Raw genomic sequence first — 21787 nt, forward strand, 5'->3', positions numbered from 1 at the left:
TCCAGCAACCGGCGTGGTGCCAACCGCGGTTGGCATTGACGTGCTAAGCCGGGATTGCATACAGGCGAAGACAATGAGCCAGGAGGAAGGCACCCCCGTTCGCGCCAGCGCGGAAAAGCACAGACGGGATTCCCCTGAAAAAGAACAAACTGCCAATCGCGCTTAGCACCTGAAGGGAATTGATCCTCAAATCCTTGCTTGGCGCAGCCCCCCATGAATCTTCGGCGCAAGGACAAGATCCGTATCGTGCCGCAAGGATGGCACTGGTGGCAAAACGGCATTCAACCTGCACCTGCTTCGCAGGGCCGGCAACGCTACACTCATACTCTCTTTGATGCTGTTTCTGCGCGAAAAAACGGGGGCAGCGCCACAAACATCCCCTCAATTGCCGAGCCTCTTTGCGTGGTACACGCTGGAGGGAAGAAAGCTACCGGTGCTGTCAGGACCTGGCTGTGGCCTGGCCAGACACTCCCTACTTTGACACAACACCACGAGAATCCAATGACTGCTCAAAAAAATTCCAGCGCGTTTTTCAAGCAATCCCTAGGGGTCCGATCACGTTTTTTACTCGGTACTGCCTTGGCTTTGATCCTGTTTTGTTTTCTCGCGGTCTTTTTCCTGTACAACCGCGAAGAGGCACAGCTCAAAGAACAGGCGTACGCAAAAACACAATTGGTCATGGCCGCTGTAGAGGCCAGCCGCCACTATGTCCGCGAAGAACTCCGGCCCGCCATGTACGAGCGGTTCGGGAAGGACTTTTTTTTACTCCCAGCCATGTCCACCTCGTACGCGAGCCGGTCCATCATGGATCTGTTCAATCAGGAACTGCCGCAATACGAGTACCGGCGAGTGGCGGTGAATGCCCGCAACCCTGACTCGGAAGCAAACATGTTGGAAGTAGGGATGATCAAGCGGTTCCGCCGCAATCCGGAACTGAAGAATTGGCAGGGGGTCATGACCGTTACAGGTGACAAACAGTTTATGCGCTTTAAGCCTGTGTATTTTCAACAGTCCTGCATGACCTGTCACGGAAAACCTGAAGATGCCCCCCAGGAATTGGTGGAACGCTATGGGAATCAAAGGGGGTTCGGTCATCAAGCTGGAGAATTAGCTGGGGTTGTGGCCGTTGGCATACCGGTACAAAAAGCCTTTTCCGTCATACAAAACCAGGCCACAACAACATTTTTGTTTCTTTTTATCGGCGCCTCGCTTTTCTACGCTGCACTGGCCTGGATCTTTAATCAGGTCGTGGTTAACAATCTCCGGGGCGTTCTGCATATTTTCCGAGGAGAAGTTGAAGACAAACGTCTGCAGGATTTTCTGCCCCCGATTGACCCGGACAAGCCACGTGATGAATTTCAGGAATTAACAGAAGCCGCGGTGACCATGTCGGAGCATTTGCGACATACCAAGCAGGAACTCAAAAACCACGCCCAGAATCTCGAAAAGACAGTAGCGCGCCGGACCAAGGCTCTGGAGCACTCCCAGCAGTTGCTGGAACAAAAGGTCATGGCCCGCAATCAGGAATTGGGCGCTTTGAATCGGATTTCTGAACTGACCACACGAGCAGAAGGTGTCCATGATGTCTGGCAACGGGTGCTGGCTCAGACCCTGGACCTTATTCCGGCCCATGGCGCGGGCGTTTATCTCTTGGACCAGAACCAGGATGTTTTGGTCCTGCGGTATGCCTATAACGCGGGCGCGCTGCCCGAAGAAGTGGCCAATTCCTGTTCTGTTTCCGAGCATTCGTCCCGGGACAATGAACAATTCAAGGCCTCTATCACGCGCGCCTTACGTGCTGAACTGTGCAGTACCGTGACGCTTGCTCCAGAGGTGTCCTGCTCCAACATTCCCATTTCCTGCCGTGGCCGGGTCCTGGGGGTCATGAGTTTTATCCATAAGGACCCTGTGGACATTAATGAGGAACAAAAAGAGCTGCTTCTGTCCATAGGGCGGCAGATAGGAATCGCTGTGGAGAGCCTGAGGGATATGCACCTCTTATTGCATAATAAAGAGTTGCTCCAGACTGTTTTTGACGGTATCACCGACCAACTGGTCCTTCTCGATCGCGATTTGCGGGTCCAAATGGTCAATCAGGCCTATTTGCGCCGATACAATGTCACCCTTTCTGACGTTCTCCATCGGCCTTGTTATGAGATCCATGCGGGATTGGATGATATCTGTCCAGATTGCAGCTTGCCGCAAGTATTAGAAGATAAAAAGCCCAGTAGCAGGGAGGTAGAAACATCAAGCGGTGAAATTTTCTTGCTCCACTTTTATCCTATTGTGAATGAGGACGGTGAAGTGGAAAATATTATTCGCTATACTCATGAAATAACTGAGCAGAAAAAAATGGATCAGAAAATACAGCAGACGGAAAAAATGGTTGCTCTGGGACAGGTGTCCTCGGGAATCGCCCATGAGATCAATAATCCGCTGGGCATTATACTGTGTTACACTGATCTTTTGAAGCGGCAACTCAAAGAGAGCCCTCAAGCTGTCACCGATGTCGATGTCATCGAACAACAAGCCCGGAATTGCAAGAAAATCGTCACTGATCTTCTGCAATTTTCAAAAAAACAAGAAAGCCCTAAGAGTCCTGAACAAATCAATGCCATTATTCAAAATGTCGCTCAGATTTTACGGCACCAATTGCATAAAAATGGCATCGATTTCCATTTGCAATTAGATCCCACTCTGCCGCTTGTTGTGGTCAGCGCGGACAAAATCCAACAGGTAGTGGTCAACTTGGTGCTCAACGCCATGCAGGCTGTAGGAGAACAGGGGCGTATCGTGGTCGAATCATTTGTCCAGGAGGAAGGCAGGAGGGTGGCCTTGGCCGTCTGGGACAACGGTCCCGGGGTTGAGAGCAGTATTCGTCAAAAAATTTTCGACCCCTTTTACAGCACGAAGCGGGTCGGTGAAGGCACGGGGCTTGGATTGTCGGTCAGTTATGGTATCATCCAGGACCACGGTGGGGAAATCACTTTGGAAAGCGAACAAGGGCAGTGGACCCGGTTCATCGTCAGTCTCCCCCTTGAAGCATCACTCAATGTCGCTCAGGACACCACCAGACCAAGCGGAGAGTGAATCCGAACTACAACCACTTTCGGTGAAGCGGAGGCTGCTTCTCCGCCTCAAGGACTATTGTCCCCAACCTCTTACTTGCAAACGTCTCCAATTGGAAACTGAAAACGAACGGTGCATCTATGGCCAGACAACTCGTTTTGATTATAGACGATGAATTGCAGATGATTCAGGGCCTCAAACGGATTCTGGAATACGAACTCGACGATGTCGACATCCATGTTTGCGGAGATTCCGAGCAGGTGCTGCGCCAACTCCTCGAGCACCAGTACGACCTGGTTCTCCTGGACGTATGCATGCCAGGCATCGGCGGGATGGAACTCTTGCCAAAGATAAAAAATCTGACCCCGGATATAACGGTGATTATGATGACCGCATTCGGCAATGTCGACCTGGCCGTGCAGTCCATCAAGCAAGGAGCCTCGGATTTTGTTTGCAAGCCGTTTGAAATACCGGACTTGGTCGCTGTTTTAAAACGCAACTTGAAACGGCAAAAATTGCGTAGCGATCAGGACAATTGGGCCGAAAGTCCATTGGCGGCGGGATTAAACGCCATCGTCGGGCAATCCAAACCCGTCCAGGACCTTTTAAACCTTATCAGTTCTGTCGCCAAAACGGATTATTCGGTACTCGTCCGCGGAGAAAGCGGGACCGGAAAAGAACTTGTGGCTCGAGCCATTCACCAGTTAAGTCCCAGAGGGGACAAACGGTTTGTGACGGTGAACTGCCCGGCAATTCCCGAACATTTATTGGAAAGCGAGTTATTCGGATACAAAAAAGGGGCTTTCACCGGGGCGACGCAGGACAAAAAAGGACTTTTCCAGGAAGCCAACGGCTCGACCCTGCTTTTGGATGAAGTCGCGGACATTCCCATTTCCGTGCAGACAAAACTCTTACGCGTGCTTCAGGAACAAGAGATCCGTCCTCTGGGTTCGAATAAAGACCTTCCGGTGGATGTCCGTATCTTGTCCTCGACCAATCAGGATTTGGAGTACAAACTCCACACCAAAGCATTTCGCGAGGATCTCTTTTTTCGGTTGAATGTTGTCACTATCAAGACACCGCGCCTCGAAGAAATTCCAGAAGATATCCCTTTACTGGCTGATTTTTTTACCCGGCAGGTCTGCAGCGAACTCAACATATCACCGAAGCCATTTTCTGCTCAGGCTATTGCCGCCTTACAACAGAGGTCGTGGCCGGGAAACATTCGAGAACTGCAAAATGTCGTGCGTCGGACCCTGGTTTTTTCCAGCAATGACGAAGTCACGGAGGCAGACATCGCGCTCATTGATAACCAAGGCTATGATTTCCAGTCGGAAGAGGAGGGAACTGCCGAAGGTGACGGATTGGAACCCTACAGCCAAGCCAAGGAGCGCGTCTTACAAAGTTTTACCACCGAGTACATCCACGCCCTTTTGCAAAAAACCCGGGGCAATGTCTCCCAGGCGGCCAAGTTAGCTGGGCTGAGCCGGGTCGCCCTGCAAAAAATCCTGCGCCGTACCGCCGTCGACCCAAGAAACTACCGGAATAGCTGACTATTAAAAAATTCTTTATAATCCAGGGCGTTCAACAATCCCAAGGGCGCAAGAAACGTTCAAGGTCGCAACGTACGTGTCCGTACGCAAGAGTCTGAACGTCTTGCTGCTGTCTGCCATTGGGAGATGTTCAACGGCCTGATAGGGATTACCCGTTAGTTCTGATTGCCAGAAACCGCCACCCGGCAACCAATCAGACAAGTCCCTTTTCCTGGAGGTACTCCATAACCCGCGGTGTTTCGCCCGCGGCCATCGTACCGCCAAGGCTCATGGCCACGGCGCATGATTCGAGGATCTCCTCAACGCTGGCCCCCAATTTCAGGGCTTCTTCGGTCTGATAGAGGATACACGCCTTGCAGCCGTGGGTCAGGGCAGCGGACAGGGCCATCAGGCGTTTGACCTTTCCAGACAGGACCCCGTCCTTGTGGGCTTCAGCCGGCAGGCAGTCGTAAGCCTCGCCGACATCGGGTAAATGGTGACGAAACGCCCGGAAATTGGCGACCATCTTCTCCAATTCACTGATCTGCTTTGACATGCCGTTTCTCCTGTGCTCTGGATTGCGCGGCGGAGCGGTGGAAATCCTCCATGATAATAGAGGAGCACCACCGGCAACTCCATCTGTATTCCGATCACACGCCCTTGGGCACTTCCAAGCGAATCCTGAAGCATTGCGGATGTGATCTTTTCCCCGCCAATTCTTGGCGGTATGCCCGGGCAGGGGGAATACGTTTTTTCACTATACCTTCTCTCAGAATCCGGACCTTTTTTCAATGCAAGGTCGAACCATGTCCACCGCGTCAAAACACACTCCATCTCCTGCTGGCAGCGAAGCGCTTTCGCCCGAAACCTATCAGATCCGCCGCGTGGCGCTCTATGCTTTTCTCATCAATCTTCTTTTGGCCGCAGCCAAAGCGTCTTTAGCCGTTTTCAGTGGCAGCCTGGCCATCACCGCCGGTGCCATTGACTCGGCCACGGATTCTTTTGCCTCCCTGGCGGTTTACGGCGGCGTCCGATTGTCTTCGCGGCGGAGCCCGACGTTTCCCCTGGGGTTGTATAAGATCGAAAATCTCATCTCCGTGGTCATTGCCCTGTTCATCTTTTTTGCTGGCTACGAAATCGTGCGGCACATCCTGGGCTCCGGTCCGGCCGCAGTCGAAGTGACGCCGCTGGTACTTCTCGTTCTGGCCGGAACCACAGCGGTGACCTTCGGGTTCGGACGCTACGCCCTCAAGGTCGGACGACGGACCGGTTCCCCGACATTGATCGCCGAAGGCAAGCACCGCCAGGTCGATGTCCTGTCTTCCCTCGTTGTCTTTGTTTCAGCCCTGCTCAGTTACGTGGATATCCAGTTCAGCCTCTTTGGTCTGGGAATCGACGAACTGGCCGCGGCTGTGGTGGTCCTTTTCATCGCCCATGCCGGCTGGGAATTGCTGACCGAGGGGATGCGCGTGCTTCTGGACGCGTCAGTAGAACAGGAGACCCTGGAGCAGGCCCGGGATATCATCCATAGTGAGCCGCTGGTCACTGAGATTATTGCATTGGTGGGGCGCAACGCGGGCCGTTTTCGCTTTCTTCAGACCACGATCCGGGTACGCACCGAGAACCTGACCAAGGCCCACGCGGCCACGGAACGGATTCAAAACCGCCTGCAAGACGAACTCGACAATGTCGAGCGAGTGCTCATCCATGTCGAACCCCGCCGGGCCGAACACCACCGGGTGGCAGTCCCTCTGGAGACCCGGCATGGGCGGCTGAGCCACCATTTCGGCGAAGCGGGGTTCTTTGCGTTTGTGCAACGCAACCGGGAAAACGGGGCCGTTGTCGAACAAACGGTCAAGGCCAATCCGTTTGCAACAGTCGCCAAGGGCAAAGGAATTCAGGTAGCTGAATGGCTGGTACAGGAAAAGGTGGACCAGGTCCTGGTCCGGGAGGATATCCGGCATAAAGGTCCGGGGTATGTCTTTGCCAATGCTGGCATCGATGTCCGGACCGCAGCAGCGGAGGAACTCGAGGAGGCTTTGACTGGGGCGGAAAACGAGGCGGCTGGCTGAGCGGAAAAAAAGGGCCGGGAGGCGTTTGCTCCTCTGTGCAGGCAAAACGCCCCCCGGTTGCAGCGGCTGCGTCCTGCGCCGCAACACCCTTTGGCCCCGTATTGAGGATTGTCGTGTCTCGATGCAAACCAGCAGCAATTCGACGTGCTAGGACGCCTACTTGCCGAACGGGCACTTGGGAAAGGTACACACCGTACAACTCAGGCAGAATCCGCCGTCCGCCATCTCGGCTAAAGCAGCACGGGTGATGGGGCGGTTTGCCAGCAACCGCGGCAGGAGCAGATCCAGGCTGGTCGTTTTGTAAAAAAGAGCGCAGGCGGGCACGCCCAAAATCCGGCTGGAGCCCACACGGCCGATCAGGGTCATGGCTCCAGGCAGCAGGGGCGCACCGTAGACCATGTCTGTCATCCCCGCATCCAGCAGCCCCGCCCGGGTCACGTCATCAGGATCCACGGACAAGCCTGCGGTAGTGATGATCAGCTGAGCCCCGGCCTCCCGCAGACGGGCCACGGCAGCAGCGATGGTTTCCCGGTCGTCCGGAACAACCTCCTCGGCACACACCCGGCAACCAAAGTGCTCGACCTTGCCCCGGATGAGGGGGGCGAATTTGTCTTCGATCAACCCCTTAAAGACTTCAGAGCCAGTGACCAGAATGCCGATGTCCATCGGGCGCAACGGCTCGACACGCAGAAGGGGGCCGTCGCGCAAAACAGCCAAAGCGGCCTCGAAGCGGTCCTCACTCAGATACAGCGGGATCGCTCTGGTGCCGGCGAACGCCTTGTCCTTCTCGACATAGATATCGGATTGCCGGGTGGCGCACATGACATCGGGCAAACAATTAAACCCCCGGAGCCGCTCGATATCGACCACGAGCAGGCCACTCTGGCTGGCGCGAAAATCGATTTTCCCTTCCTTCGGCGGCGCGGTATAGGTGACCCCCTCGCCGGCCATGGCCTCGGCAAAGGCCAGGACCGCATCGTTTTCATGGACGAAGCCGTCAACGCCTCCGAGCTCCTCCCGAACATAGACCCGTTCCCGTCCCATTTGCTGCAAACGGCACAGGTCTCCCCCGGTGATCACCTGACCGGCCTGGATAGCCGGTCCCTTGGTCTCGCCGGGGACGATCCGGGTCATATCATGGACCGCGGTCTTGCCCACGGCTTCTTCCAGAGAAACCGCGTGAGGCTGGGCTCGATGTTGCCCGAGTCCGGGAAAGCCCGGTATGCTGGCGTAGGGCGCGTCACCCTGACAGCCCCGGCAGACAGCCCCGTCGCGGGTGGGGTAGTATTCCCGGCAGACCGGGCACCAGCCGATCTCACCCATGCTCGATTTGCCGAGGAACCGCTCGTGGATCTGGATAGGGTACGCCGAACAAACCGTGTCGCCCGCGGCTTCGATTTCCCTGTACAACGCTTCGGTGTCCTGGTCTTTTTTGGGCGTCGACTTGATCAGCCAGGATTGCATATGCGGCCAATGGTCGAGCTTGTCGGAATCAAGGTACACCCGCCATCCCGCACCGGTGTATTTGTCATAGAGCGACAGCGCGTACCGGCCGAGATTGACCACCCGCATCCAGCCGTTGCCCACACTCAGAACCGTGAGCAGCTGCACCGCGTCCGGCAGACATTTGCCGGTCTCGACCATCGCCTCGTACAGGACCCCCTCAGGCATCCTGGCTTTGGCGTTTTCAACCATATACCCGCCGAGCAGCAGCCCCGGGGCGGGAAAACCGTGGAAACGCCGGGCGATTTCCTTGAATTCCTCAAACGTATGCGACCCGATATTCATTCATTCTCCAGTTGTTGGCGTGTTCTGGATTGCGGCTTCTTGATTTTTTTGAAAATAGCGATGGGATCATTCGCTTTTTGGGGCGGAAGCGATCTTCAGTGCAATCCTCTGGCTGAGCAACTCCCAGCTCTCTACACCGCCGCAGCTCGATTTGGTGATCATATTGGCCCGGACTTCCAGAACATATTCTCCCGGAACCGTTGCGGTGAACCGGGTGTCTGGAAAGCCGGGGGCAATCGTAGGCGACGGTCCGGCCGGACCCTGAACCACAGAGACCAGCGTGGAGACAAAAAAGCCCTCCGGCGGTTCAGCCGGGGTGAGGCGCACGCTCAGGGTTACCGGCTCATTGACCCGCCCGGGTTCCGGAGACACGGACACGCTTGCGGCGTAGTCCCCCGGAGCGACAACCGGACACGGCGCAGAGTCATCTGCCGGGACACTTTGGGCCACGGCTCCGGTGGCCCAGAACAGGCAGCAGGTCCAAACGAGAAGGCAAAAATAGCGTTTGTAGCGCACGATCAGTGCTCGCAGTGAATAGAGGGACAAAGGGGGCAACGCGACATCGCGGTCGTTTGCCACGCCCCAGGGCCCGCTGCCGAGGCGGCAACGCATGGCGCTCACCAGCCCGCCAGCAGGCCCTGGGACTGCATCAGTAGAGGCCGCCCATGTTTGCGGCTGAGTGCAAGGTTTGACTAAAAAAGACGATACGCCCCAACAGTTCTCCAGCAAGGAGCACGAAGGGCAACCACAAAGGGATCGACCGGGTTTTGGCAAGGACGACCAGCGGCAGTGCCAAACCGACCACGATGCGCAACCAATAGATCCAGGAACCGATCCAGGCCTTGCCGGTCAGGGCCATAACCGTCCCCCCGGAGAGCCAGACGCAGGGCACGATAAGGTAGACCACCAGCGCGGTTATCAGGCTCACGGTCAGAATCCGTGTCAACATGGGGCGCTTGGATTCAGGAGTGAAGTAGACGCCAAACCCGGAACCGAGGATGCAGACCGTGAACAGGAAAAAGACAAAAGGCAGGACATTGTTGATGGCCGGATAGCTCGGCGGGGCATAGGTCATCCCGGTAAACAACAAGGTCAGCAGACCGGCGGCCACTGCCAGAGCGGCTAACACCGGATTGGCCTGTTTGCGCGCGCTCAACCCGGTCAAGACCGTCAGAGCCAGAAAGATGCCAACCCCGAGGGCTTCGCGGCTGAGCCAGGCTTTACCCAGATGGACCAGAGCCCGGGCGGCTCCAGTGGGGTGGCCGAGGTGGGCCAGGGAGGCGACCAGCCCGAGCAGGACCACCCCGGCAGCCACCAACCATTCGTTTCGTACCGGACCAATGGCGCCGTTGCTTGTGGCGAATTGCCGGATAGTGCTCATCAAGGCCATGCCTATGGCCAATTGGCTGAGGACGGTAAAAAAAACGAGGGGAAGTTCCATGCCGTTCATGTGTCGTCCCTCCTGATGTCAAGCGGAGTTTTGGGCAGCCGGAACCGTACCGAGGGATTGAGATCCGGATACTTGGGAAAACCGGTCGGATATTGGACCGTGTCCGGGGGATCAAAGGTGGCCATATCCACGATTTGCAAGGCGTCCACCGGACAGGCGAGCACGCAGGCTGGTTTGAGTCCGTCGTCGATGCGTTGCCAGCAGAAGCTGCATTTTTCCGCCTTTTTGAGCACTTCATTGTAGCGCGGCGCACCGTAAGGACAGGAACGGATGCAATTGCCACAACCGATACATTTGTCCTGCTCGTGAACGACGATCCCATCCTCCTCGCGTTTATAATACGCTTTGACCGGGCAGACATTCAGGCATGTCGGATTTTCGCAATGGTTGCAGGCCAGGGAATAAAAGGCCCGTTCCCGGTGGGGGTAGACCTCTTCGGTCAGGGGATAGACCTGACGCCAGATCACCCCTTCCTCCTGGTGGTATTGATTCTTACACGCCATGGCGCAGGTAAAGCAGCCGATACACCGCTCTGCGTCAACAAAAAATCCATATTGTTTGGCCATTGTCTCCTCCAATGAAACAGGCTCGATCGTTTCTCCGGGCGTCATTCCCGGCGGCCTTTAGATTTTGGCCACGTCAGCGAACTGGTCGTGAATCGCGACGCCCGGGGCCCCGGTTTTGTACTTGCCCATATCCGAGGAGGTGTCGTCGACCAGCGCATTGCAATTGTAGGGATTGTTCTTGAACCACGCCTCATACATCATGATGCAATCCGGCGGCACATTATCGGTCAGCTTGGCCGTAAGGGTCTGTTCCCCGACCTGGTTGAAGACCCGAACCTGATCAAGGTCGGCGATACCGCGTTCCCGCGCCGCAGCCGGATGGAGGTAGACAAACGGTTTGGGATTGTATTCTTCCATCCAGTCCAGATTGATGAATTGGCTGTGGATCCCGAACTTGGTGTGCGGGGTCAATAACCGGAGTTTGTCGTAGGGTTTTCGGCCGTCCACGTATTCCGGCAGGGCATTGTGGCCGTTCTCGGCGCACAGCTCGGAACGGAACTCGTATTTGCCCGAGGGGGTGCCGAATTCGAGATCGTGCCAGGAGGCGGGATGCATTTGGGCCTTGCGGGGGCCTTGCTTGAGTTCCTCCCAGGAGGAGATGCCCAGGAGTTCGTGGATGCCCTCGTTGAATTCCTTGGCCATCCATTCCTTGGTGTCGATGGAGGTGGGGAAGGTGCAGGAGCCGGGCTTGCGTGCGTTCATCTTTTCCGAAAGCAGCGCCGCGATCTCGATATTCGATTTGGCCTCGTGCATGGGCTGGATGGACTGTTCGTTGACCCCCACCCAATAATGCCAATAGGAGGAATTGACCGTCCACTCTTCAAAGAGCGTTGTCACCGGCAGCACAATGTCCGACTGCTCCACGGTCTGATTAAAAAACTGGTCAACCGTGACGACCATTTCCAGTTTATTAAAGGCTTTCAGAAGTTTATTGCGATCGAAGTCCTGACTGAAGGGGTTCTTACAGGAGATCCAGAGGACCCGCACCGGAGGATCGTCGGTGTCCAGGATCATTTGCGCGGTCTTGTTGATATTCACCGTACGATCGGAATATTCGACTTCCTGGTCGCCTTCGCCGGAGAAATCGAAATCTCCTTTGGGTCCGGAACCGCCGACAAACCCCTTGGCCCCTTCCGGGCGTTTCTGGAGCAGGGCGTAATAGTTAAAGCCCCAGGTCCGCAGGTGACCGTAGCGGGCACCGCCACCGGTTTTCCCGACATTGCCGGTCATGGCCACCAGAGCATCGATGGACCGGACCGTAGCCCCGCCATTGACGTGGCGCTGCAATCCGTAGCCAATCCAGACCGTGGCGGGCTTGGCGGACGCGAATTCCTCAGCGGTCTGGGCGATGCGCTCGGCCGGGATGCCGGATTTTTCGGCCGCCCATTCCAGAGTCACCTCCCGGCGCAGGTAGTCGGCAAAATCTTCAAAACCGATGGAATTGGCCTTGACCCAGGCCGCGTCGAACAGTTCCCGGTCCAGGATGTGACGGCACATGCCCAGGGCGAGCGCGCCGTCGGCACTGGTATTGACCTGCCAGAACTCGTCAGCCTTGGCCGCGGTCTGGGTGAAAACCGGATCGATGCACAGAATTTTGGCGCCGCGTTCCCGGGCCTCGTAGATGTATTTCATGGTGTGCACCGAACACCAGGCCGGATTGGCGCCCCAGATGATCACATATCTGGAATTGACCATATCTTCCGGGTCGTTGCACCACATATCCCCCAAATCATAGTTCTGGGCATCGATACCGGCCGGCCAACACGGCGTGCCCACAAACCGGGTCGTGTACCCCAGGGAGGTCATCATACCTTCGATGCCGTAGTTCGTAATACCAAAATTCCCGGAATATTTAGTTAATCCCAGGCCGAGCATACTCTCGTCCTTTTCCCCGATCTCGACCAGCTTGTCCGCGATCTTGTCCATCGCCTCGTCCCAGCTGAGCCGTTTCCAGTTTCCCGAACCGCGTCCTTGCTGCTCCATCGGATATTTGATGCGGTCGGGACTGTAGGGCCGCCGGGTGTAGGCGTAGCCTTTAACGCAGAGCCCGCCCCGGGTGAACGTCGATTCGGGCGCTCCCTCGATGTATTGCAGGACACCGTCCTTGACATAACTGACGATGCTGCAGGTGTCGTAACAATTCCGCGGGCAGGCGTTGCGGAAGGTCTCATAGCCGCCCTCATAGACAATGCCGGCCCCTGCGGGCAGAGGCCGCAGCAGTCCAGCCGGAACGGCGCCGGCCACACCGGCGGCGAGCATGCCTTTGAGAAAGTGGCGCCGGGTCAGGGGGCATCCCCCAATTTCCCGTCGCGTCTGTTTCGGTCTAGTCGTCATACCTGTCTCCCTCCTGGTTGGGCGCGTTCCGGGAAGCCAACGGCGGCTGGGCAGCCGCCTCCGCTTCCAGCCATTCTCGCAACCGGTTCCCGACATAGCGAAAAACCGGGTGCGTCTCCGGGCTTTGTTCAATTCGGGTGATAAAATGGGGAACCCACTGCTGCATATGCTCCTGGACAAAGGACCGCCAGAGTTCCCGCAATTCGTCGTCAGGGGTGTGCTCCAGAGCCGAACGCATACCCGCGCAGGCGTCCAGTTCCAAAGCAATATGGTCGTCCGGCAGACTGTTCTTGGCTGGCGAGACCAGACCGAGCCGGGCATAGACATCCCGCACCGCCAGCGTCGACCGTCCCATGAGCAGCGGCTCCGGATCAAGATAGACAGAGGCGTATGGGGGGGCCTCCAGAGCCATCGGGCCGACGAAAAGGCGGTTGAATCCGAATTCCACCGCATCCCAATCCGCGACCGCAGGAGCCTGTCCGGTGAGTTCGTCCAGCCGGGTGAGGGCGGCAGCCATCTCGTCGGCATGGACGCTGAAGAAGAAATCCCGCAATGCGACGGCGGTGCTGGTCTGAATCATACGCCTCCCGTGCCCTGGGACGAAACGCCGCCCCAAAATGGATGGTTTGAAGTTTTCCCCGGCTCTGTGGTCAGACAGGCCCCCTCCGGGATGCGGAGAGTGGGGATAGTCCCTGACGGACAATCGCCTGGAGATCCAATTATAGATTCATATTATGGAAAAAGGGAATAGAAGGGAAGGTGACGCATTGGAGATTTATTGGGGATATATCCCTCCCCACTGCCTTCAAGCAGGGGCACCCGAAGCCTGCCCCCGATCCTGGAGATATGTGTATAAATTAACGTTTTTATTCTGTATTTTCAGCTTCTTGCGAATACTCTTCCGGTGAGACTGCACGGTTCCCTCAGAGAGATGCAACGCCTTGGCAATGGCCTTCGTCGAGTGTCCGACCTGAATATGCCGGCAAACCTTCATTTCGGTAGGGGAGAGTTTGAGGAGTAAGGGATCAGCGTGCCCGCCAGGGGCCTCCGCGTACAGGGCCAGAAGCTGATCTTCGAGGATATGCAAATGGTCCTGGGAGAGCGAGGTCCCGGCTTCGCTGCGCAGTCGCTGTACGGCCGGAAGCAGTGTAGTCTCCACCCGGCGGGCAATATCCGCCTTGTGTTTGTCCAGTTCACTGTCAATGTTTTTCAGGACCTGGCGCAGGGTGATATTCATCTCTTCCAACTGCGCTTTTTCTTTTTCCAGATCAGTGGTCCGGGCGTGGACCTGGTTTTCCAGGATTTCCCGCTGTCGGACATGGGGGCTGATATCGCGCAGGGCCAAGAGATAACTCATTGAAGCGAGACTGATGCGCTGCAGGGGGGCGAGGTGGAGTTCAAAAAAATACGGAGCAAAGCTGGTTTCGATTTCATGGCCGTATTCGGCGGGATAGGTGCGGACCAATTCTTCCATGTTGTCGACGTCCAGACCGAGAACCTCCCAGACCGGGCTGCCTTCGATCTGTTCCAAAGTGAGGTGCTCCGCCGCTGTGCGGTTGAATTCAATAATGGCCCCATGCGCATCAACCACGACGACCAACTCGGAGATGATCGCCAGGATATTTTCATATTTGTTTTTCTCCAGGGTCAAATGCCGGTTGGAAATGTCCAGCCGCTCATCGGCTTCGCGTTGGCTCAGGGTCGTCCAATCATTGACAATGTGGGTTTCCAGGGCATCGGCCCAAGAGCGCAGGATCTGGACCGCCTCCATTTTTTGGGCCGTGGAATAGCTCGTTTCATGGACCATTTCCTCCACAGCAAGGACCAGGGTCTTGAAACACCCGAAAAACATGGCCGCGCTCAGGCCGCGGAACCGATGTCGCCGAGAGGTGGCCAGGATTTTGTCCGCCCAGCCAGAGGTATCGTGGACCAGGGCATAAAAATCCACAGATGGGCCGGCATCTGCCACAGCGGCACATAGCGGATCGAGAAACCATTGGAAGGAGAGGATGCAGTCCTCCCGTTTGGCGGTGGTCGATTCGAGGTAACCGGCCCGGTCCATGTTCGTTTTCCATTTGACCAGAAAATCGTCCACGCGCTGTTGGACGGTCTGGAGGACAGCAAGGGGCATGCGTTCTTCCTTTAGAGGGGTCGACAGAAGGATACAGGGTCCGCCACCATTTCAGGGAGACACCGTTTCTGGGACTGAAATCTCCTCCTTTCAAGGGCGGTCTTCAATACTTCCACCAACCACAAATCCCCGGAGCTGTCCAGCCATGGGGGTGGTTTTGGAGGCAGATCCGCCCATGAGCCGCCTTTTCTTCCAGGCGACAATGTGCTTGGTTGGGGTCTTGATACGCATTTTTCCGTTCCGCAATCCCCGCGTTTTCGAGAGGACCAGTTATGCGCACCCATTTTTCGGATACCGATATTCTGCACCTCCTGCGCCAACCGGAATACACCCATTTGCGAAACCAATTGCACACCGTGCGCTTCCCGGCGGGAAGCATGGTTTCCGACGGCCCACGGGAACCGAATTCAATTTTCGTTGTCGAATCCGGCCGCTTGCGAGTCTACCTCGGCTACGGGGAAAAAGAATTCACCCTTGCGCATCTGCGTCCGGGCGATATCTACAGTACCCACCCCCGAACCTTGATCACCACCCTGGACCCCACAGTGCTGCATTTTATAGCAACCAGCCGCTTTCAGACCTGGCTGCAGGAAACGCCCCAATTGGGGGGTGCCGTATTGCGGGTGCTGGGCGAAATGCTCGGCCAGACATTCACAATTATCGAAGGATTGGCCTTCAAAGACATCACCTGCCGGCTTGCAGAACTCCTCGTCTACGAAGTCCGCCGCAACGGCTCCTTCGATGGAACAGGCTACTGCGTCGAAATGGGGTTGACCATTGAACAAATGGCCTCGATTGTCGGCTCCTCGAGACAGACCGTCTCCACACACCTCAATGAATTGGAGCGCCGAGGGCTCATAGAAAAGCTTGGCCGCGGTGCCTTCCGGGTCCGGGACCCGGAAGCCCTGGCCGCCTGTTGTCCCATTGCCGCTTCGTCAATGGAGAAATAATTCCAGGGACCCTCCACCACGTGCCCCAGCGATGGGTTGACGCAGTGACGTTTCGAGAAACTTCGTACAATTTGTCAGCCAGCTGACAGACACCAATCTCCCAGCACGGCAGAGTCGTTTCCAATGGTCTCAAGACCCGGAGCCCTAAATGCCAAGGAGGCTGTATGAGTAAGGAAAAGCGGAGTATCGAAGAGTTGAGTCTCTGGGAAGACGCGCAACGAATGATCGCCAAAGCCCAGCGAGAAGGAGTGGAAACGGTTTGGGATCGCCTGGAGGAGCAGACCCCGCATTGCACTTTTTGCGAACAAGGGTTGACCTGTCAGAAATGCGTGATGGGGCCTTGCCGTATCAACCCCAAAGACAACGGCAAAAAACAACGGGGGGTCTGTGGCGCAGGTGCGGATCTGACCGTGGCCCGCAATTTCGGCCGCTTCATTGCCGCAGGGGCGGCCTCGCACTCTGACCACGGGCGGGATCTCGTCGAGGTACTCGAAGCTGTGGGGCAGGGAAAGACCACTGATTATGCCGTACGCGACGAAGACAAACTCCGTCGCTTGGCCGATGAAGTCGGCGTAGAGCACGGGGACAAATCAGTCCAGGAGACCGCAGCCGCACTGGCCGAGGTCTTTATGGACGACTACAGTTTTCGCCGCAACGGGGTCAGTTTCGCGGCCCGGGCCCCGGAAAAACGGCGCCGTGTCTGGGAGGAAACCGGAATCACCCCACGCGGCGTGGATCGGGACGTGGTGGAGATGATGCACCGCACCCACATGGGGGTGGACAGCGACGCCACAAGCATTTGCCTGCACTCGGCCCGCGTGGCTTTGACCGACGGCTGGGGCGGCTCCATGATCGCCACCGAACTGTCAGACACCTTGTTCGGCACCCCGCAACCCCGCCAATCCACAGCCAATCTCAGCGTTCTCAAAGAAGACCAGATCAATATTCTGGTCCACGGCCACAGCCCCATTGTTTCTGAAATGCTCTTGACCGCAGTCCAGGACCCGGATCTTCTTCAGGAGGCCCGGGATGCGGGCGCTGCAGGGATTAACCTCGCCGGACTCTGTTGCACGGGCAACGAACTGCTCATGCGTCAGGGCGTGCCCATGGCTGGCAATCACCTCATGACCGAACTCGCGCTCATCACCGGGGCGGTGGAACTCATGGTCGTGGATTATCAATGCATCATGCCCAGTCTGGTGACGATCGCCGGATGTTATCACACCCAATTCGTCTCCACCTCGGAAAAGGCTCATTTTACGGGCGCCACCCATGTCGAATTCACGTACACCAATGCGATAGAGCAAGCCAGAAACGTGGTCCGCATGGCCATTGAGGCCTACCGCAATCGGGATCCGCAGCGGGTGGAGATCCCGGAGGGACCGATGCAGCTGACCACCGGTTTTTCCAACGAGGCCATCCTGGAGGCCCTGGGCGGCACTCCTGACCCGCTTCTCGATGCGCTCAAGAACGGAAGTGTCCGCGGCGTCGTGGGAATCGTCGGTTGCAACAATCCCAAACTCAAGCACGACCATTGCCACGTCAATCTGGCCCGGGAGCTGATCAAGAAAGATGTCCTGGTTTTGGCCACCGGCTGCGCCACTGTCGCTTTGGGCAAGGCTGGTCTGCTCATGCCGGATGCCGCCGGAGAAGCCGGCTCCGGGTTGCAGTCCGTCTGCCAATCCCTCGGCATCCCCCCGGTACTGCATGTCGGCAGTTGTGTCGACAACGCCCGCATCCTGCATCTGTGCGGTGTGCTGGCCAACGCCCTTGGCGTGGACATCAGCGATCTGCCTGTGGCCGCCTCGGCCCCGGAATGGTATTCGGAAAAAGCCGCGGCTATCGGCCTCTATGCCGTGGCCAGCGGGATCTACACCCATCTAGGGCTCCCACCGAACATCCAGGGGAGTCAGATGGTTACCGATCTGGCCCTGAACGGACTCAACGATGTGGTCGGTGCCGCGTTTGGTGTTTCTCCAGATCCGTTTGAGGCGGCGGACATGATCGACGCCCGGATACGGGAGAAGCGAAAAGGGCTGGGATTGTCCGAGTGATCGCGGCCTCAGCGTGCATTTCGTGGCGAGGCCCCGCACCAGCTGTGCGGAGCCGACATCCTTCAAAAAAAAAGTTGAATACGGGGGAGACAGCCAATGAAAATCGCGATTGCCGGTAAAGGTGGGGTAGGGAAAACCACGTTCACGGCCTGGCTGGCGGATTACCTGGCCCGCAACGGGGCCAACGTCTGGATGGTGGACGCGGACACCGCCCTGTCCCTGGGGCAGGCGTGTGGACTCGAGCCGCAGGAGTTACCCACCCCCCTGGTGCAGCGCGAAGATCTCGTCCAAGAGCGCATTGGCTCCGGCATGCTGGCCCTCAATCCGGACGTGGCCGATCTGCCGGACCAGTTGGCCGTGGACGTCCCCCTGGGCGGGGACGCCATTCGCCCGGGGACCAAACGCTTGTTGCTCATGGGTTCCATTGCCGGCGCCGGCGGCGGGTGCGCCTGTCATGCCAACGCGCTTTTAAAAAGTGTTCTGGCTCACCTGATGCTTTCTCCCCATGACTGGGTTCTGGTGGACCTGGAGGCCGGCGTGGAGCATCTTGGCCGGGGCACTGTGGCGGCGGTGGATCACCTGGCGGTGGTCAGCGAACCGAGCCGGCGCAGCCTGGAAGTGGCTGGACAGATTGCGCGTATGGCCATGGACCTCGGCCTGGCGCAGCAGACCCTGGTGCTCAACCGCGCCCCGATGGGCATCCAATTGCCGGACATGGCGAATCTGCCGCAAGCGCGGCTGTCGCTCCCGGTCCTGCCGGGGCTGGTGCAGCAGCAGCTCACCGACGGCAACGTACTCGGTCTGGCGGATCAGGACCGCGTGGACGCGGCTTTGGCCGAATTCGTTCTGGAACTCAGGAACCATTCGGCATGATCCTCTCGGAACGGTTTTCTTTGTGACCAGGCTCCGGCCTCGTCACACCTTTGTGTCCCAGATTGGGCACCTTCCAAGAACCGCTGCGGCCTGCCACCGCGACAAACGGCCATGTCCTGCATCTTCGCGAAGCCGCCCATGCACCTCCCCACAAACAACGCCCTCCCGGGACTTCCTGGGAGGGCGTTGTTTGTAAGGCGCGGCAGTCGCCCCAACGAGGGGCGACTGGACGGCATCAGCGGCGCGCGCTAGCTGCGCACGCCTTTCTCAATCCGAGCACCGATCTCGGTGTCGATGTTTTTCCAGTATTCCAAAGCCTTTTGCAGAACTGGCTCAGAGACCCCTTTCTTCAAGTGTCCGACCACGTTGGACACCAGCCGTTCGCGCTGGGCATCATCCATGACCTCACGCACCAATGTTCCCGGCTGGCCGAAATCGTCATCGTCTTGGCGCAGTGTATAGGCGGCGCGGACAAATTCGCCGTCGGCCGACCAGGTCGCCGATTCGGGGTAGCGCTCAGGGTCGGCCTTGGGCCCGCCCTTGGTATTCGGGGCATAGACAGGGTCTGAGACATTGTCCATGCGCATGGCCCCGCCCTTGCTGTAGCTCTGCACGGGGGCAATGGGGCGGTTGACCGGAATCTGCTTGTAGTTGACCCCGAGCCGGGCGCGGTGGGCGTCGGCGTAGGAGATCAGACGGGCCAGCAACATTTTATCCGGACTCGGCCCGATGCCGGGCACGAGATTATTCGGCTCAAAGGCCGCCTGTTCGATTTCGGTATGGAAATCGTTGGGATTGCGATTCAGGGTCAGCCGTCCGACCTCATGCAGCGGATAGTCGTTGTGGGGCCAGACCTTGGTCAGATCAAAGGGATTGAAGCGGTAGGTCTTGGCGTCCTCAAACGGCATAATCTGCACTTTGAGGGTCCAACTGGGGTTCTCACCACGCTTGATGGCTTCAAAGAGGTCGCGGCGGTGGTAGTCGGGGTCGTCGCCTGCCATGCGATCAGCTTCCTCATCCGTGAGGAAATCGATCCCCTGATCGGTCTTGAAGTGGTATTTGACCCAGAATTTTTCGCCCTTGGCATTGACCCACATATAGGTATGGCTCGTGTAGCCATTCATATGCCGATAGGTCTTGGGCACGCCGCGATCGCTCATGAGGATGGTCACTTGGTGGGCGGATTCCGGCGACTGGGTCCAGAAGTCCCACTGCATGTCGTGGTCGCGCAAGCCGCTGTCGGCCCGGCGTTTCTGGGAGTGGATGAAGTGCTGGAACTTCATGGGGTCGCGGATAAAAAAGACAGGGGTGTTGTTGCCAACCATGTCGTAGTTGCCCTCGGTGGTGTAAAATTTGAGGGCAAAGCCGCGGACGTCCCGCCAGGTGTCCGGGCTCCCGGATTCACCAGCCACTGTGGAAAACCGGGCCAGAACGTCTGTTGTGGTCCCCGGTTGGAACACGGCCGCTTTGGTGTACGCGCTCACATCCTGGGTGACCTCGAACTGACCGAAAGCCCCGGAGCCTTTGGCGTGGGGCTGACGATCAGGAATCATCTCCCGGTTGAAATTGGCCATCTGCTCCATGAGGTAGTGGTCCTGGAGCAGGATTGGCCCGTCAGGACCGACGCTCAGGGAGTGTTCGTCGCTGGAGACCGGTATGCCGGCATCATTGGTTGTGGGTTTGCGCGTGTCGTTGGTCATGAAAGTCCCCCTTGAATTTATAGGGTTACGTAGTGCTCTGAATGCGCAAAGGGCGATTCAGGGCCAGCATTCAGAAAGCGCGCTCACGCGTCCGAACGCTACCGGCCAAGTTGGCCTGGATTTCTAGGATGCAAAATCACAAAAAACCGGGTGCATTTCAAGACAAGATGTGCGCTTTTGCTCAAAGCGGGTTGAGGTTCGGCTCAAACACACGGGCCGCTAGGTCCGGATGTTCAGACCTTCCTGCACTGGGCTGGCACGGAATTGCGCACTTAGTCCACCAATTCCGGAACCCGCGGGAACTGCGTCCATCCCGGAGTCTCGTACTTAGGATAAATTATTATTCTCAAAAACCAAAGTCAACGCTTTTCCGTACACCATTGTCAGGGCGATCGAAACTGAGGCCCTTGGCAGGGGTCGGCAAACAGGTGTAGAACATACAACACACTCCAACCACACTGCACACTGGATCCAAACGTGGAGGAACGCCCATGATCTACACCATCCACCCGTTGGTCGTCGGCAGCAAAGTTTTTGACAAAGGAATGATGACCTACCAGCACGGCTACGGACGGGAGTACACCATCCCCATTTATGCGTGGTATATCCAGGGCGGAGAGCAGAATATCCTCGTGGATACTGGGGAAATGCACCCTATCCAGTCCGCGGCCCGGGAGGAGGCCATCCAGGGCGAAATCTTGACCCTGGAACAGGGTCTGGCCCGCCACAATCTGACCCCGGCGGATATCGATCTGGTCCTGCATACCCACCTGCACACCGATCATTGCGAAAACGACGCCAAATGCAGCCGGGCGACGATCTATTGCCACGAGAAGGAATTGGAAAGGATCCACAACCCCCATCCCCTAGATTTTCGTTATCTTGAGGACTTTATTGAAGAAGTGGAGGAGAATGGCCAGATCCGGACCATCACCGGCGATCAGGAAATCGTGCCCGGCATTCGGGTTATGCACACGCCCGCACACACCGAAGGCGGCCTGAGCGTCTGTATTGCCACCGCCGCCGGGACAGCGATCATCACCGGTTTTTGCGTGATTGAGGAGAACTTTTATCCACCGCCAGAGATCCGGGGCATGGAAATGGAGGTCATTCCGCCGGGCACAGTGGTCAACGCCTACCAGGCGTATGCAGACTTGTGCCGGGTCAAGGAAGAAGCCGATATCCTGATCCCCGTCCACGAACCGAAATTTGCGGATATGCGGCCGATCCCGGAGTAATACCGGTTTGGTAGCGGTCGCCTGTTTGAA

At 57.3% G+C, this 21787-nt stretch carries 17 protein-coding genes; 7 read left to right on the forward strand and 10 right to left on the reverse strand.

The features are described from left to right. The first annotated feature begins 501 nt into the window (after window positions 1-501). Complete coding sequence (locus DRET_RS06105) at window positions 502-3090, forward strand: c-type heme family protein (protein ID WP_015751656.1); 2589 nt, start codon at window positions 502-504, stop codon at window positions 3088-3090. Window positions 3091-3209: 119 nt separating this feature from the next. Then, complete coding sequence (locus tag DRET_RS06110; protein ID WP_015751657.1) at window positions 3210-4622, forward strand: sigma-54-dependent transcriptional regulator; 1413 nt, start codon at window positions 3210-3212, stop codon at window positions 4620-4622. Window positions 4623-4815: 193 nt separating this feature from the next. Here the strand turns inward: DRET_RS06110 and DRET_RS06115 are convergent, their stop codons facing one another. Continuing rightward, a complete protein-coding gene (locus DRET_RS06115) occupies window positions 4816-5157 on the reverse strand; it encodes a carboxymuconolactone decarboxylase family protein (protein ID WP_015751658.1) in 342 nt (113 codons plus the stop codon). Window positions 5158-5407: 250 nt separating this feature from the next. On the opposite strand from DRET_RS06115, the gene DRET_RS06120 reads away from it, so the two are divergent. After that, complete coding sequence (locus tag DRET_RS06120) at window positions 5408-6673, forward strand: cation diffusion facilitator family transporter (RefSeq protein WP_015751659.1); 1266 nt, start codon at window positions 5408-5410, stop codon at window positions 6671-6673. 156 nt (window positions 6674-6829) lie between these two features. On the opposite strand, the gene DRET_RS06125 is transcribed toward DRET_RS06120, so the two are convergent. The 8 genes from DRET_RS06125 to DRET_RS13735 form a co-directional block, all read right to left on the reverse strand. Next, window positions 6830-8461 carry an FmdE family protein gene (locus DRET_RS06125; RefSeq protein ID WP_015751660.1) on the reverse strand — a complete coding sequence of 544 codons (1632 nt, stop codon included), beginning with the start codon at window positions 8459-8461 and terminating at the stop codon, window positions 6830-6832. A gap of 66 nt (window positions 8462-8527) precedes the next feature. Further along, complete coding sequence (locus DRET_RS06130; RefSeq protein ID WP_015751661.1) at window positions 8528-9073, reverse strand: hypothetical protein; 546 nt, start codon at window positions 9071-9073, stop codon at window positions 8528-8530. 37 nt (window positions 9074-9110) lie between these two features. After that, entirely contained in the window at window positions 9111-9911 is an 801-nt protein-coding gene (locus tag DRET_RS06135; RefSeq protein WP_015751662.1) for a dimethyl sulfoxide reductase anchor subunit family protein, read from the reverse strand. Next, window positions 9908-10477, reverse strand: a complete 570-nt coding sequence (locus DRET_RS06140) for a 4Fe-4S dicluster domain-containing protein (protein WP_015751663.1) — start codon at window positions 10475-10477, stop codon at window positions 9908-9910. The genes DRET_RS06135 and DRET_RS06140 overlap by 4 nt, the downstream gene beginning before the upstream one ends. Before the next feature lie 57 nt (window positions 10478-10534). Beyond that, complete coding sequence (locus tag DRET_RS06145) at window positions 10535-12811, reverse strand: molybdopterin-dependent oxidoreductase (RefSeq protein ID WP_015751664.1); 2277 nt, start codon at window positions 12809-12811, stop codon at window positions 10535-10537. Next, entirely contained in the window at window positions 12801-13391 is a 591-nt protein-coding gene (locus DRET_RS06150) for a TorD/DmsD family molecular chaperone (RefSeq protein WP_015751665.1), read from the reverse strand. The genes DRET_RS06145 and DRET_RS06150 overlap by 11 nt, the downstream gene beginning before the upstream one ends. Window positions 13392-13616: 225 nt before the next feature. Then, a complete protein-coding gene (locus tag DRET_RS06155; RefSeq protein ID WP_015751666.1) occupies window positions 13617-14942 on the reverse strand; it encodes a LuxR C-terminal-related transcriptional regulator in 1326 nt (441 codons plus the stop codon). Window positions 14943-15032: 90 nt separating this feature from the next. After that, complete coding sequence (locus tag DRET_RS13735) at window positions 15033-15173, reverse strand: hypothetical protein (RefSeq protein WP_015751667.1); 141 nt, start codon at window positions 15171-15173, stop codon at window positions 15033-15035. Between the two features lie 41 nt (window positions 15174-15214). Here DRET_RS13735 and DRET_RS06160 point away from each other — a divergent pair, with 41 nt between their 5' ends. The 3 genes from DRET_RS06160 (at window position 15215) to DRET_RS06170 (ending at window position 18819) form a co-directional block, all read left to right on the forward strand. Next, entirely contained in the window at window positions 15215-15892 is a 678-nt protein-coding gene (locus DRET_RS06160; protein WP_015751668.1) for a Crp/Fnr family transcriptional regulator, read from the forward strand. Between the two features lie 164 nt (window positions 15893-16056). Further along, window positions 16057-17946: an anaerobic carbon-monoxide dehydrogenase catalytic subunit gene (gene cooS / locus DRET_RS06165; RefSeq protein WP_015751669.1), complete on the forward strand. Its 1890-nt coding sequence runs from the start codon at window positions 16057-16059 to the stop codon at window positions 17944-17946. Window positions 17947-18042: 96 nt separating this feature from the next. Beyond that, window positions 18043-18819, forward strand: coding sequence for an ATP-binding protein (locus DRET_RS06170; RefSeq protein WP_015751670.1), 777 nt, complete (start codon window positions 18043-18045; stop codon window positions 18817-18819). 248 nt (window positions 18820-19067) lie between these two features. On the opposite strand, the gene DRET_RS06175 is transcribed toward DRET_RS06170, so the two are convergent. Further along, window positions 19068-20519 carry a catalase gene (locus DRET_RS06175; RefSeq protein WP_015751671.1) on the reverse strand — a complete coding sequence of 484 codons (1452 nt, stop codon included), beginning with the start codon at window positions 20517-20519 and terminating at the stop codon, window positions 19068-19070. Window positions 20520-21010: 491 nt separating this feature from the next. On the opposite strand from DRET_RS06175, the gene DRET_RS06180 reads away from it, so the two are divergent. Beyond that, window positions 21011-21757, forward strand: a complete 747-nt coding sequence (locus DRET_RS06180; RefSeq protein WP_015751672.1) for an N-acyl homoserine lactonase family protein — start codon at window positions 21011-21013, stop codon at window positions 21755-21757. The last annotated feature ends 30 nt before the right edge of the window (window positions 21758-21787 follow it).

Origin of the sequence: Desulfohalobium retbaense DSM 5692 (assembly GCF_000024325.1) — a bacterium.
Classification (GTDB): Bacteria; Desulfobacterota; Desulfovibrionia; order Desulfovibrionales; family Desulfohalobiaceae; genus Desulfohalobium; species Desulfohalobium retbaense.